This window comes from Pandoraea pnomenusa (assembly GCF_040391475.1).
Taxonomy (GTDB): domain Bacteria; phylum Pseudomonadota; class Gammaproteobacteria; order Burkholderiales; family Burkholderiaceae; genus Pandoraea; species Pandoraea pnomenusa_C.
Genome location: NZ_JBEBXS010000012.1, coordinates 1 through 13663, shown reverse-complemented (window position 1 = coordinate 13663; position 13663 = coordinate 1). Strand labels below are relative to the sequence as shown.

General features: G+C 64.3%; 8 protein-coding genes. 5 read left to right on the top strand and 3 right to left on the bottom strand.

Annotated features, from left to right (window positions below):
* Window positions 1–96: 96 nt before the first annotated feature.
* From sorA to ABWO90_RS14090, 5 genes are all read left to right on the top strand, one after another.
* The gene (gene sorA / locus ABWO90_RS14110) at window positions 97–1446 is read left to right on the top strand and encodes a SorA family sulfite dehydrogenase catalytic subunit (RefSeq protein WP_353191858.1); all 1350 of its coding nucleotides are present in this window, start codon (window positions 97–99) and stop codon (window positions 1444–1446) included.
* 14 nt (window positions 1447–1460) lie between these two features.
* Window positions 1461–1793: a SorB family sulfite dehydrogenase c-type cytochrome subunit gene (gene sorB / locus ABWO90_RS14105; RefSeq protein ID WP_353191857.1), complete on the top strand. Its 333-nt coding sequence runs from the start codon at window positions 1461–1463 to the stop codon at window positions 1791–1793.
* A 178-nt stretch (window positions 1794–1971) separates the two neighbouring features.
* Entirely contained in the window at window positions 1972–5886 is a 3915-nt protein-coding gene (gene putA / locus ABWO90_RS14100; RefSeq protein WP_353191856.1) for a trifunctional transcriptional regulator/proline dehydrogenase/L-glutamate gamma-semialdehyde dehydrogenase, read from the top strand.
* 528 nt (window positions 5887–6414) lie between these two features.
* A complete protein-coding gene (putP, locus tag ABWO90_RS14095; protein WP_353191855.1) occupies window positions 6415–7959 on the top strand; it encodes a sodium/proline symporter PutP in 1545 nt (514 codons plus the stop codon).
* A 213-nt stretch (window positions 7960–8172) separates the two neighbouring features.
* Entirely contained in the window at window positions 8173–9315 is a 1143-nt protein-coding gene (locus ABWO90_RS14090; RefSeq protein WP_353191854.1) for a branched-chain amino acid ABC transporter substrate-binding protein, read from the top strand.
* 123 nt (window positions 9316–9438) lie between these two features.
* On the opposite strand, the gene ABWO90_RS14085 is transcribed toward ABWO90_RS14090, so the two are convergent.
* The 3 genes from ABWO90_RS14085 to ABWO90_RS14075 all read right to left on the bottom strand — a co-directional run.
* The gene (locus ABWO90_RS14085) at window positions 9439–10854 is read right to left on the bottom strand and encodes an alanine/glycine:cation symporter family protein (RefSeq protein WP_502922613.1); all 1416 of its coding nucleotides are present in this window, start codon (window positions 10852–10854) and stop codon (window positions 9439–9441) included.
* A gap of 330 nt (window positions 10855–11184) precedes the next feature.
* Entirely contained in the window at window positions 11185–13191 is a 2007-nt protein-coding gene (locus tag ABWO90_RS14080) for a hypothetical protein (protein ID WP_353191853.1), read from the bottom strand.
* A gap of 227 nt (window positions 13192–13418) precedes the next feature.
* Window positions 13419–13663 (bottom strand): L-serine ammonia-lyase, iron-sulfur-dependent, subunit alpha (locus ABWO90_RS14075; RefSeq protein ID WP_353191852.1); only part of this gene is annotated, 245 nt, incomplete at its 5' end.

The window sequence follows — 13663 nt, the reverse complement described above, 5'->3', positions numbered from 1 at the left end:
TCACCAGAATCTCCGACGATGCGGCCATAAGTCGAACGCCGCACGACGAACGGTTCACGTCATCTGCACGATAAGAAGTCCTACAGGAGACATCCGATGAAGTCGCACGACCGGAGCGCCACCCCCACGGCGCCACATACTGCTGCATCTGCCGCATCCCCCGCCCTCCCGCCCGAATACGCATTCTCCGAGTCGCCCGCCGAATCCCCGCTGGGCGAGGTCTCGCGCCGTCGCTTTTTGCGACGTGCCGGCGCCCTGGGTGTGGGCGCGAGTCTCGCGGGCCGCGCACTCGACGTCTTCGCCGCTGCGGCCGCACCGCAGACGGTCACGTTGCCGTTTGCGAATGGCGAGCGCGAACTGGTCGCGTATCCGCAGAAGCGTCCGCTGATCCGGCTGACGGCACGCCCGCCGCAATTGGAAACGCCGTTCGAGATCTTCAACGAAGGCCTGATCACGCCGAACGACGCGTTCTTCGTGCGTTACCACCTTGCGGGCATTCCGACCGATATCGATCCGGCCAAACATCGCATTCGCGTGGGCGGCAGCGTCACCAAGCCGCTCGAGATCTCGCTCGCGTCGCTCAAGAAAGACTTCGGCGCGCCGGTCGAACTCGTGGCCGTCCACCAATGTTCTGGCAACAGCCGGGGCTTCTTCGAGCCGCGCGTCGGTGGCGGACAGATCGCCAATGGCGCCATGGGTAACGCACGCTGGCGCGGCATTCCGCTCAAGCGCGTTCTCGAACGCGCCGGTGTGGCGTCGAGTGCGAAACAGGTCACCTTCGAAGGGCTCGACCGCCCGATCGTGCCGGCCACGCCCGAATTCGTGAAGGCGCTCGACATCGATCACGCCATGGACGGCGAGGTCATGATCGCCTTCGCCATGAACGGCAAGGATTTGCCGATGCTCAACGGTTTCCCGGTGCGACTGGTCGTGCCCGGCTATTACGGCACGTACTGGGTGAAGCATCTGGCCGACATCAACGTCGTCGACAAGGTGTTCGACGGCTTCTGGATGTCCACCGCTTACCGGATTCCGGACAACGACTGCAATTGCGTCGAGCCGGGCAAGGCACCCGAGAAGACCAGGCCCATCGGCCGCTTCACCGTGCGCTCCTTCATCACCAGCCATGCCGACGGCCAGAAGGTGGCGGCCGGCAAGGCGCTGCGCGTGCGCGGTATCGCGTTCGACGGCGGCGAAGGGATTCGCGAGGTGCAGTTCTCGACCGACGGCGGCCAGACGTGGCAGGCCGCCAAGCTGGGCGAAGAGTTGTCGAAATACTCGTTCCGCGAGTGGACGGCGAGCTTCACGCCGCCCCAGCCCGGCGAGTTTGTTCTGAAAGTGCGGGCGACGAATCGCGCAGGGGTCACGCAACCGCTGCAATCGCTGTGGAATCCGGCCGGCTATCTGCGCAACGGGGTCGAAACCGTTCGCGTGGTCGCGGCGTGAGAGGGGGGACGATCATGAACGTATCCAGGTTTGCGAGCGTCACCGCCGTGCTGCTCGGCCTCAGCGGCATGTTCGCCGCCGCCCCGGCGCATGCCCTCGAGATCAAATTGCCGCAGGAAACGTCGCAACTCAAGGCGTCGACGCTCGCCGGTTACCAGTCGGCCAACGCCTGGTGCGTGATGTGTCACTCGGTCGACTACGTCAACACCCAACCGCCGATGCCGGCGGCGTTCTGGAGCGCGGAAGTCACGAAGATGGTGAAGGTGTACGGTGCGCCGATCCCGGAAGATCAGGTGAAACTGATCTCCGAATACCTCGGCAAGACCTACGGCACTGACCAGAAGTAACCCGCCCGGCCCCGGACTAGGCTCCGGGGCCGGCGCCAATCCCTTCGCCGCCACGCCGCGCACCCGCAAGGTGCAACCCGAATTTTGACGCTGGTTGCACCCCGTCATAAAGCCGGTTACGATGCCGCCATTCACCCGCTATGGGTGTCACGTTTTTGCGTCATCAGGTAACCCTTCCATGGCTAACACCACGCTTGGCGTCAAGGTCGACGACGTCCTCCGCACACGGCTCAAAACGGCCGCCCAGCAAATCGAGCGCACCCCGCACTGGCTCATCAAGCAGGCCATCTTCGCCTATCTCGAACGCATCGAGAGCGGTGCGCTGCCGCCCGAACTCAGTGGTGCAACCCAGTCGGGCACCGAGGTGATCGACGGCCACGCGGGCGACGACACCGTGCCGCATCCGTTCCTCGAATTCGCCCAGAACGTGCAACCGCAGTCGGTGTTGCGCGCCGCGATCACGGCGGCCTATCGTCGTCCGGAGCCGGAATGCGTGCCCGTGCTCGTCGGGCAGGCCAAGCTGGCGCCGTCGACGGCCACGCTGGCGTCCGACCTCGCCCGCAAGCTGGTTGTCGCGCTGCGCGGCAAGAGCACCGGCGGCGGCGTGGAAGGCCTGATCCACGAATTCTCGCTCTCCAGCCAGGAAGGCGTGGCGCTCATGTGCCTGGCCGAAGCCCTGCTGCGCATTCCCGACAAGGCCACGCGCGACGCGCTCATCCGCGACAAGATCAGCAAAGGCGACTGGCACGCCCACATGGGCAACTCGCCGTCGATGTTCGTCAATGCCGCCACCTGGGGCCTGATGATCACCGGCAAGCTCGTGACGACCACCAGCGAAGCCGGTCTGACCAAGGCGCTCACACGCCTGATCGGCCGTGGCGGCGAACCGCTCATTCGCAAGGGCGTGGACATCGCCATGCGCCTGATGGGCGAACAGTTCGTGACCGGGGAAACCATCTCCGAAGCGCTGGCCAACAGCCGCAAGTACGAAGCCCAGGGCTTCCGCTACTCCTACGACATGCTTGGCGAAGCCGCGACGACGGAAGAAGACGCCCAGCGCTACTACGCGAGCTACGAGCAAGCCATTCAGGCGATCGGCAAAGCCTCGGCAGGCCGTGGCATCTACGAAGGCCCGGGCATCTCGATCAAGCTCTCGGCATTGCATCCGCGCTATTCGCGCAGCCAGCACGAGCGCACCGTCGCCGAACTGCTGCCGCGCGTGCAGGCGCTCGCCAAACTGGCCCGCTCCTACGACATCGGCCTGAACATCGACGCCGAAGAAGCCGACCGCCTCGAAATCTCGCTCGATCTGCTCGAAGCGCTGTGCTTCGATCCGGAACTGGCCGGCTGGAACGGTATCGGCTTCGTGGTGCAGGCGTATCAGAAGCGTTGCCCGTTCGTGATCGACTTCATCATCGATCTGGCGCGCCGCAGCCGTCACCGCATCATGGTTCGTCTGGTGAAGGGCGCCTACTGGGACACGGAAATCAAGCGTGCGCAGGTCGACGGCCTCGAGGGCTACCCGGTCTACACCCGCAAGATCTACACCGACGTGTCGTACCTGGCGTGCGCGAAGAAGCTGCTCGCCGTGCCGGACGCCATCTATCCGCAGTTCGCCACGCACAACGCCTACACCCTCTCGGCGATCTATCACCTCGCGGGCAACAACTACTACCCCGGTCAGTACGAGTTCCAGTGCCTGCACGGCATGGGCGAACCGTTGTACGAGGAAGTCGTCGGGCCGATCGCCTCGGGCAAGCTCGCACGTCCGTGCCGCGTGTATGCGCCGGTCGGCACGCACGAAACGCTGCTCGCCTATCTGGTGCGCCGTCTGCTCGAGAACGGGGCCAACACGTCGTTCGTGAACCGGATCGCCGACGAAACCGTCAGCGTCGACGAACTCATCGCCGACCCGATTTCCGAAGCCGAGAAGGTGCAACCGCTCGGCGCTCCGCACGCCAAGATTCCGCTGCCGCGCGATCTTTACGGCACCTCGCGTGCCAACTCGTCGGGCTTCGATCTCTCCAACGAACACCGCCTCGCGTCGTTGTCGTCGGCACTGCTCGCCAGCGCCGGTACCCCGTGGCGCGCCGCCCCGATGCTCGCCGACGGTGAACGCACCACCGGCACGCCGCGTGCCGTGCGCAACCCGGCCGACCTGCGCGACACCGTGGGTCAGGTCATCGAGGCCACGTCGGCCGACGTCGAAGCCGCACTCGCCCATGCCGTGGCCGCCGCGCCGATCTGGCAGGCCACCCCGGTCGAGGAACGCGCCGACTGCCTGATGCGCTCTGCCGATCTGCTCGAAGCGCATATGCCCACGCTCATGGGTCTGTGCGTGCGAGAAGCGGGCAAGTCGCTGCCGAACGCCGTGGCCGAAGTGCGCGAAGCCGTCGATTTCCTGCGCTATTACGCGGCGCAGATCCGTCAAGGCTTCTCGAACGACACGCACCGCCCGCTGGGTCCGGTGCTGTGCATCAGCCCGTGGAACTTCCCGCTCGCGATCTTCGTCGGTCAGGTCGCCGCAGCCCTCGCCGCCGGTAACCCGGTCATCGCCAAGCCGGCCGAACAAACGCCGCTGATCGCCGCCGAGGCCGTGCGTCTCATGCAGGCTGCTGGCGTGCCGTCCGGCGCGCTTCAGTTGTTGCCCGGCACGGGCGAAACGGTGGGCGCGGCGCTGGTGGCCGATGCCCGCACGAAGGCCGTCATGTTCACGGGTTCGACCGAAGTCGCCCGCATCATTGCGCGCACGCTGGCCGAACGACTCGACGCCAACGGCCGTCCGATTCCGCTGATCGCCGAGACCGGCGGCCAGAACGCGATGATCGTCGACTCGTCGGCGCTGCCCGAGCAGGTCGTGTACGACGTGCTCGCGTCGGCGTTCGATTCCGCCGGTCAACGTTGCTCGGCGCTGCGCGTGCTGTGCCTCCAGGACGACATCGCAGACAAGACGCTGCACATGCTCAAGGGCGCGATGCAGGAGCTCGCCATCGGCAACCCGGATCGCCTGTCGATCGACGTCGGTCCGGTGATCGACGCCGAAGCGCAGACCGGCATCAGCCGTCACATCGAGCAGATGCGCGCCAAGGGCTTCCCGGTGGAGCAGCTGACGCTGCCGGACACCGCCCGTCACGGCACGTTCGTGCCGCCGACGCTCATCGAGCTGACCGACCTCAAGGCGCTGCAACGCGAAGTGTTCGGCCCGGTGCTGCACGTCATCCGCTTCAAGCGGGCGCAACTCGACAAGCTGCTCGATCAGATCAACGGTACGGGCTATGGCCTGACGTTCGGCGTGCATACGCGCATCGACGAAACCATCGCCTACGTGACCGAGCGTGCGCATGTCGGCAACGTCTACGTGAACCGTAACGTGATCGGTGCGGTGGTCGGCGTACAGCCGTTCGGCGGCGAAGGTTTGTCTGGGACAGGTCCGAAAGCTGGCGGTCCGATGTACCTGCCGCGTCTGCTGGCGACGCGTCCGGCAGCGCTGGCGCCGGAACTCCACCGCAATGACGCGGCCCTCTCCCCGCTGGTCAGCTATCGCGACTGGCTGCGCGAGCAATCGGACAGCGCCCCGGCCATCGATCGCGTCGACCGTTATCTGGCCACGTCGGCACTCGACGCGATGGCCGTGCTGCCGGGCCCGACCGGTGAGCGCAACACGTATGGTCTCGAGCCGCGCGGCCCGGTGCTGTGCGTGGCCGCCACGCCGCTCGGCGCACGCACGCAACTGGCGGCGGTACTCGCCACGGGCAACAACGCCGTCTTCTCCGACAGCGCCGCCGCCCGCGAACTGGTGAGCGCCCTGCCCGCCGCGCTGAAGGCCCGCGCCTCGGTGCTGGCCGCCGGGACCGACGCGGCGAACGAGCCGTCGCTCGCCGCCGTACTGTTCGAAGGCGACAGCGATGAGCTGCTCGCCCTGAACCGACGTGTCGCCGTGCGCAACGGCCCGATCCTGTCGACGCAGGGCCTCGCACCGGAGGCGCTTGCGGCAGGTGACGACTACGCTCTGGAGCGTCTGCTGTGCGAGCGTTCGGTGTCGGTCAACACGGCAGCGGCCGGCGGAAACGCCAACCTCATGACCATCGGTTGATCGAACGGCACGGCGACGGTCGTCAGATTTCGCGACGCGTCTCACCGGAATCGTCCTAAATCTGACGGCACGCGCCAGCGCCCCCCGGCGCCGCCGTCACGACCCTCACCGCAACGCCCGGTACTGTGGCCGCCGTTCCCCGGCATATCGGGGAACGGCGGCCACAGTGCGTTAATGAATGAAAGCGAATGAAAGCGGATGAGAACGGATGGCAACGGATGACATATCCGGTGACGCGTCGGGTCACCGATGGGGCAACGTGTCGGTGCCGGTTCACCCCGTTTGCCTCGCCTTGACGCCTTCTTTCCTACCCCTACCGCAAGTTCCGTAGCAAAGCGCTGGGGACGCTTTCGGGGTATCGTCCCGCCCTCCCCCGACATAAAACGCGTCTCACCGCCTTCGCGCGGTTAACCCGCGCCAGCACGCCGTTTTCGCTGGCTTTCGCGGTCGTCGTTGCGCGTTACTGCCGCTTTCGTCATGCCGGGAGACAGGCCGGACGTGCGCCGCGCCGCCGCTCAAGGAGGCTACATGTCCCTCTGGAACCCCACTGCGGTGTCGTTTACCGTCTATCTGCTGCTCATGCTGGTGATCGGATGGCTCGGTTACCGGTCCACCAACAATCTTTCCGACTACATTCTCGGCGGGCGTCGCCTCGGCAGTTTCGTCACGGCGCTCTCGGCGGGGGCGTCCGACATGAGCGGCTGGTTGCTGCTCGGACTGCCGGGTGCCATTTACGTCGGCGGCCTGTCGGGCGTCTGGATCGCCATCGGGCTGGCCATCGGTGCATGGGCGAACTGGCGTCTGGTGGCCGCGCGCCTGCGCGTGCACACCGAAGTCTGCGGCAACGCCCTCACCTTGCCCGAGTACCTCACCCAGCGTTTTCGCGACGACAGCCACGTGCTACGCATCGTCACGGCGCTCGTGATCCTGGTCTTCTTCACGATCTACTGCGCGTCCGGGGTGGTCGCCGGCGCGCGTCTGTTCGAGACGATGTTCGGCCTCGACTATCACACCGCCTTGTGGATCGGCGCCGTGGCAACGATCGCCTACGTGTTCATCGGCGGCTTCCTGGCGGTGAGCTGGACAGACACGGTGCAGGCATCGCTGATGTTTGCCGCGCTGGTCGTCACGCCGATCGCCGTCATCACCATCGACGGCGGCCCCGCGGCGGCAGTCGCGGCCGTGACCGCAGTGCACCCCACGCACACCGACTGGCTCGGCGATCTCGCCCCCATCGGCGTGATTTCGATGCTCGCGTGGGGCCTGGGCTACTTCGGTCAGCCGCACATCCTCGTGCGCTTCATGGCCTCGCGCTCGGCGGCCGCGATCCCGCAGGCGCGCCGCATCTGCATGACCTGGATGGTGCTGTGTCTGACCGGTGCAGTGGCAGTCGGCTTCTTCGGGCTGGCGTTCTACAGCGCGCGCCCGGAATTCGGCGGCGGCGTCGGGGCGAACCCGGAAACGATCTTCATTGCGCTCACGACGCAGTTGTTCACCCCGTGGCTGGCGGGTGTGCTGCTGGCGGCCATTCTGGCGGCCGTGATGAGCACGTTGTCGTGCCAGTTGCTGGTCTGTGCCAGTGCGCTGACGGAAGACCTGTACAAGACGTTCGCGCGTGGGCCGGTCAGCCAGCGTCGGCTCGTGTGGATCGGCCGCGGCATGGTGCTGGCGGTCGCCGTGGTGGCCGTGTTGCTCGCACTCGACCCGAACAGCCGGGTGCTCGGCATGGTGAGCTACGCCTGGGCGGGCTTCGGGGCCGCCTTCGGTCCGCTGGTACTCGCCACGCTGTTGTGGCCGCGCGTCACCCGTAACGGGGCGCTGGCAGGCATTGTCGTGGGGGCGGCCACCGTGCTCGTCTGGAAACAGTTCGGCTGGTTCGGGCTGTACGAGATCATGCCGGGCTTCGTCCTGGGCGGCCTCGCGCTCATCGTCGTGAGCCGTCTGGGCCAGGCCCCGTCGGCCGACGTTCTGGCCCGCTACGACGCCGCCGAGGCGGCCCTGCGCCAGATCCAGCAAGGCCCGATCGCCGGATCGGGTGATACCGGGACCCCGACGGCGCAACCTTCGCCATAAGCCAGTAGCACCTTCTATCGGAATATGTCCCTCTTGACCGGCGCGCGCAGCCATCCAATACTGCCGCGTCGGACGCATTATGCGTTTGATTGCGATTCATGCCGCCACCGGCCGACCCGTCAGGTGCGTGCGGCATTCTGATCCAAAAAAGGCGCGTCGCGGCGATCCCGAAGGCGCGCCACTCAACGACATACACATGCAAGGAGAGGGTTGATGCAATCGAAGCTTACGCTCAGCGCAGTCGCCATGGCGGGACTGCTCGCGTTCGGCACCGCCGGCGCACAAACGGCGCAGGAAGTGAAGCTGGGTTTTGCTGCACCGCTCACGGGCGCCCAGGCCCACTACGGCAAGGACATGCAGAACGGCATTCAGTTGGCTGTTGACGAGTACAACGCCACGAAGCCGACCATCGACGGCAAGCCGGTGAAGTTCGTGTTGCAAGCCGAAGACGATCAGGCCGATCCGCGTCAGGGTTCGCTGGTCGCGCAGAAGCTGGTCGACAACGGCATCAAGGGCATGCTGGGTCACTTCAACTCCGGCACGACGATCCCGGCATCGCGCATTTACGCGCAGGCCGGCATTCCGCAGATCGCCATGGCGACGGCCCCGGAATACACCAAGCAAGGCTTCAAGACGACCTTCCGCATGATGACCTCGGACATCCAGCAGGGCTCGGTCGTCGGCACGTTCGCCGTGAAGAAGCTGGGCTTCAAGAACATCGCCATCGTCGACGATCGCACCGCTTACGGCCAGGGCCTGGCCGACGAGTTCGAGAAGGCGGCGAAGGCTGCGGGCGGCAAGATCGTTCGTCGCGAATTCGCGAACGACAAGGCCGTGGACTTCCGCGCGATTCTGACCAACCTCAAGCGCGTCAACCCCGACATGATCTTCTACGGCGGCGCCGACGCGCAAGCCGGCCCGCTCGCCAAGCAGATGCGTGAGCTCGGCATGAAGAGCACGCTGATGGCCGGCGAGATGGTCAAGTCGGATGCGTTCCTGAAGATCGCCGGCGATGCCGCCAACGGTTCGGTCGTCTCGCTCGCGGGCCTGCCGCTCGACAAGATGCCCGGCGGCGCCGCTTACGAGTCGCGCTACAAGGCCAAGTTCGGCTCGGCACCGGAAACGTACTCGCCGTACGCCTATGACGGCGCAATGGCCATGATGTCGGCCATGAAGAAAGCCAACTCGACGGATCCGGCCAAGTACCTGCCCACGCTCGCCAAGACGAGCATGCCCGGCGTGACCACGCGCGAACTGGCATACGACAGCGTTGGCGATCTGAAGTACGGTTCGATCACGCTGTACAAGGTGGTCGACGGCAAGTGGACCGTGCTGGAGACGGTCGGCGGCAAGTAAGCGACCGACGGCTGCCCGCACGTCTGCGGGCATCGAAACGTCAAACGACAAGGGCCGGTGAGGATGACTCACCGGCCCTTGTTTTTTGTGCCGCATTGCCGTCACGACATTGCGTCGCAGGCGTTACCAGACATCCTTCGGCAGACGATCGCGCATGTCGGGCGGCATCGCGTCGCGGGTGAACACCGGTTCGACCACGCCGGCCTTTCGCTGCGACTGATAGTCACGCCACGCCACCAGCGCGTACCGCATCAGCATCGCGATGGCGATCAAGTTGATGAACGCCATCAACGCGGTGCCGACGTCGGCGAAACTCCAGACCAGTGGCAGGCTCGCCACGGAACCCAGCATCACGGCCAGCAACACCAGCGCACGGAAGATGTGAAGACACCACGGACGCCGCGTCATGTAATCCATGTTCACTTCTGCATAGGCGTAGTTGCCGAGCACACTCGAGTAGGCGAGGAAGAACACCGTCAGCCCCGTGAAAATCACTGCCCAATTTCCAAAGTGCGCGGCCAGCGCGCGTTGCGTGAGCACCGCGCCTTCGGGTGCCGCACCGGGCACGAATTCACCTGAGAGCAGGATCATGAAGGCGGTGGCAGAACACACGACGATGGTGTCGAAGAACACGCCGAGCATCTGCATCAACCCCTGTTGCACCGGATGCCGTGTCGTCGCCACTGCCGCCGCATTGGGCGCGCTGCCCATGCCCGCTTCGTTGGAAAACAGGCCGCGCTTGACCCCCATCAGCACCGCCTGACCCACGGCGTAGCCGGTGATACCGCCCGCCGCCGGCTCCAGCCCGAACGCGTGACGCCAGATCGTCGAAATCATCCCCGGAATCTGGTCGAGATTGACGAGGCACACGAACACGGCGAGGCCGAGGTAAGCCACCGCCATCACGGGCACGATCCACTGCGCAAAGCGTGCCACGCGTCGCACACCGCCGTAGATGATCGGCGCCGTCAGCAACACCAGCGTGATGCCGATCCACTGTCGTTCCCAGCCGAACGATGCCTCCAGCGCTTCGGCAATCGAATGCGATTGCACCGAGTTGAGCGCGAAGCCGAACGTGAACAGCAAGGCGATGGCGAAGATGATGCCGAAGCGGCGCGAACCGAGGCCGAGCTGGATGTAATACGCCGGACCGCCTCGGAAGGTGTTGTCGCGATGGGGAATCTTGAAGATCTGCGCGAGGGTCGACTCGACGAATGCCGACGCCATGCCGAGCAACGCCGTCATCCACATCCAGAAAATCGCACCCGGGCCGCCGATGGTCAGCGCCACGGCCACGCCCGCGATGTTGCCGGTGCCGACGCGGCTCGCAAGACCCGTGGCGAACGCCTGGAACGGCGAGATGCCGGACGTGGCACCCGACGTGCGCAACAGCCGCACGCTATGCGCGAATGCCCGGAACTGAATCGCGCCGAAGCGCAACGTGAAATAGCCGCCCGCGCCGAGCAGCGCGATCACAAGGGGATAACCCGACAACACGCCGCCAACGGCGTCGACCATCGGTTTGAGCCAGCTTTCCATGGATGATGTCTCCTGTCGCAACCACTTGTCGGCTCCCCGGGAATGAGGAGCAGGACGAGGAGAATCTCAAGGATTGGGCCGGCAAAACGGTCTGCCGCAGCACTTTGCGCCGATTCCCACTGACTTACCGGCGCATTCGGACGAGACGCAATAAAAAAGCCGCTCGGCGCAGGCCGGGCGGCTCAAAGACAAGGCAAGGAGACATCGAGGCGTAGTGTAGGGGAGGAATGTGACTGTCATATGACGAGCGACGGCCGATGGGTGAGGTCATGGTCAATGCTGGTGACTGCGCGCGTAGGTTCGTCATACGCGTACGCAATCAGATGGGCGTCAATTTCGTACTCGCAAGCAGTGGGTGTCACAGCGCTTGAACTGTTCAGCCGCCATATCTCGCCCGTCCGCAAATGAGCAAGCCAATTCCACACTGCGCTCGCTGCCGCTAACCCTCGGGCTCCCGGTTCGGGGGTCCTCGCCCGTGGACAAGAAGCTGTACGTCGCTCCGCCTCTGTCCGTGACTTCGCACGACAATGCACGATCGACGACGACCGGAAGTTTGTAGAACCACCGCTTCCCCACAACAACGTCCTGCCGACTCCAATCGTCGGGCCTCGCCTGCTGTGCGGAGAGGTTCAACATCAAGGACTCCAGTATGGGCTTGAACTCGGCGTGCTTGTCGTCATAGACCGCTATCGGATTTCGCGTATGCCCGAGAGACTTCCCCCAGCGATCGTCGTCTCCCGGCGTCCCCCCCATCGTTCCCCATGTCCAGTCATAAGCCTCGAGAATTACGTTGGCGCGTCCCTTGAAAAGACAGGCCAGGCGTTCGGAACTCGTTCCGACAACATAGCGTCGGCCCAGCGATGCGATGGGCGTTTTGTCGTTGCTCTCAAACCGTAGCGACCACGGAACGACCCCACAAGCCATGAGCTTGCCGCTCCATACTTTCGTTAAGTAATACGGATTCCTGGCGTAATAGGTATTCGCCGGATAGGACGAGGCCGGGCTCGGGACGATGTCGAACAGGTGCATCGTCCAGCCTTCCCCCGTTCGGACCAATCTTTCAATCTCCTCGCGAATTGCGACCGGTACCTCTTTCACGGTCTGCGGGCTGCTGGAGAGCTTCCATCGCCTCACGTCCGAGTTCTGCTTCTCGCGCTGGCAAGACACGACCCGACCATCGTTATCGCGCCCGAGCCCCCATATATTGCACATATCCCCGACCCTGACGTTGTCGTCCAACTCAACGAGACCTTTGCCCGATTTGAGGTTGCCTGACGCCGTTACGGTTCCGGCCTCCACCGTCTTCGCGCCTTTGATCTTGTTCCCCGACATATTCAGTTCGCCCTCAAGCCTGGCCCCCTTTTTCGCCGTGATTGTCCCGTCGATCTTGGCGTCCTTGACCGACAGGGAGTTCATCACGAGTTCTCCGCTGCCGCGAATATCGCGCGCCCCGACGATGTCGTTCTTCGTCAGGTTCAGTTCATTCTCGAGATTCAGTTTTCCGGAGATCTTCGCTCCTTTCCTGATTTCCAGTGCATCCATCTTGAGCTGCCCGAACCCGGTGATGTCCTTGACGCCCTCGATGCTGTGCTGCGCGTCGTTGCCACGCGCATCCTTGCCCGACATATTCAGATTCCCCGTCATTGGCAACGAACCGTCCCGCTTGACGTTGAGATTGAGATTATCGGTCTGCGCCCCGCCCCGGATCGCAATGAGACCCGCGACATTCCGCGGATTCTTCACCACCACCGGGCTGTCCTTTTCGTCGATAAACCGGAAATTCTGCGGCTTGTCCTGCTGCGACACGCCGCCCGCCGCGCCGATCCTGCGCGCGGCTGTCGCGGCGAAATCGAAGTCCGTTTCGGACGAATAGGTGCGCTTCATCGGTTCGGTCAGGAACGCCAGCGTGCGGACCTGGCAGATTTTCGGTGTCCCGCTGCACGCCCGGTAAACCCGAATCGCATACTCCCCCACGCCGCTCGGCGGACGGCTGCTGACACCCGGAAGCTGTAGCGCCTTGATCAGGTTTTGAGCGGAGAGATTGCCCAGGTGATCTTCGTCGTAGGTGTTGTCTGCCAACGTGTGCTTGAATTCAATACCGTTGACTGAAAATGTTTCGCTGGGGTTATCGAATACTCGATGGATATCTGCGTGGTACCGAACTGCAAAGGTGTCCACCGCGTTTCCGATCGCCTTTAATGCTTCACCGACTCGTTCGGCTTTTTCGGTGCGCATCTGCCGCGAGTAATTGACGCCCCAGAATGTGATCAGCATCCCGACCACCGCGACGGCAATCGTTGCCGAAATGAGAAAGACCCCCGCCTGCTTGCTTCGCATCGCACACCTCCGTGGATCGGATTGCCGGTGGATATCGCACCGGTCCCCGCCGACTGACCGTCAAAGTGGCCAATTGTCTCGGGATGCGAGCCGTTCGGGTTTGGGAAGCGCCCGATTAAAGCAGGACGCGAGCGCAATTACCGAAGGAATGCACGAAAATAAAAAAGCCGCATGGCTCTCACCATGCGGCTTTCTCTCAATACCTGAAGCCCAGGCTCACATTCCCATCAGCACTCGACGATATTCACCGCCAGACCACCACGAGCCGTTTCCTTGTACTTCGTCTTCATGTCGGCGCCGGTCTCGCGCATCGTCTTGATGACGGAGTCGAGCGACACATAGTGAGCGCCGTCGCCACGCAGCGCCATGCGCGCCGCATTCACCGCCTTCACCGACGCCATGGCGTTACGCTCGATGCACGGAATCTGCACCAGCCCGCCCACCGGGTCGCAGGTCAGGCCGAGGTTGTGCT